Origin of the sequence: Rhodococcus sp. T7, from assembly GCF_009872365.1 — a bacterium.
Classification (GTDB): Bacteria; Actinomycetota; Actinomycetes; order Mycobacteriales; family Mycobacteriaceae; genus Rhodococcus_F.
The window spans coordinates 1-1,020 of record NZ_WXYH01000251.1 but is presented as its reverse complement, the minus strand read 5'-3'; the positions used below and the strand labels follow the sequence as shown (position 1 = coordinate 1,020).

Here is a 1,020-nt window from a genome sequence, read left to right as displayed (position 1 = left end):
CCTTTTATAGCTTGGGTTTTCGTCCCGGCGAGCCAGGCGAGGGCGAGCATCGACAAGGTGATGTGGGCGTACCAGGCGCGATAGGTGCGTACCTGGTAGTGGTCGAGGCCGGCCTCGTTCTTGGCTTGCTGGAAGCATTCCTCGACCCGCCACCGTGATCCGGCGATGGTGGCGAGTTCGGTGAGCGTGGTCCGCCTGGGTCCGGCACAGATGTAGTACGCGATCTCGGTCGGATCGGAGAGGGAGCGGCGCGCGAGCAGCCAGTGCCCGCGACCGGGCGCCCAAGCGATCGAAGATCGGGATCCGCGCCCAGGAGTATTCGCGCGGTCCGTGGGCGCCGTCGCCGGCGGAGATGCGCCGCCACTGTTTCGGCGGGACTGCGGCGATCATCTCGTCGGCGCGGCCGCCGCGTCCGCTCGGGGTGAAGACGTCGTCGTTGCAGCGCGTGGCCAGGACGTAGGAAATATCGCGTTCCTCGAGCCAGACCCGTAGGTACTTGACCTGTCCGTAGGCCTCGTCCGCGGTGACCCACGAAAACGGGACCCGCGCGTCGAGGGCGCGCGCGATCATGTGTTGCGCCAGTCTCGGTTTGGTCGCGAACTCCACGTCGTCAGTGATGCCGGCGGCGCGGCACCGGTCGCGGTCGGAGGTCCACGATTCGGGCAGGTACAGCTCCCGGTCGATCAACGCGTGGCCGGCGGCGCTGGCGTAGGCGAGGAACACTCCGATCTGGCAGTTTTCCACCCGCCCGGCGGTGCCGGAGTACTGGCGTTGCACCCCGGCCGAGCGGGTGCCCTTCTTGAGGAATCCGGTGTCGTCGACAACCAGGACACCGGCCGGATCGCCGAGGCGTTCGACCACGTAGTCACGGACGTCGTCGCGGACGCCGTCGACGTCCCAGTCCGCCCGCCGCAGCAACCGTTGCATCCCGTCCGGGCTGATCTCACCGGCCCGCTCGGCGAGGGTCCACCCGTTCTTGCGTTCCAGACCCGCAACCAATCCCGTCACATATTCACGGAC

Annotated in this window: 1 pseudogene; it reads right to left on the bottom strand. The window is 67.8% G+C overall.

The features are described from left to right. Positions 1-1,020: pseudogene (locus tag MLGJGCBP_RS22045) on the bottom strand (IS701 family transposase); the annotation flags it as partial.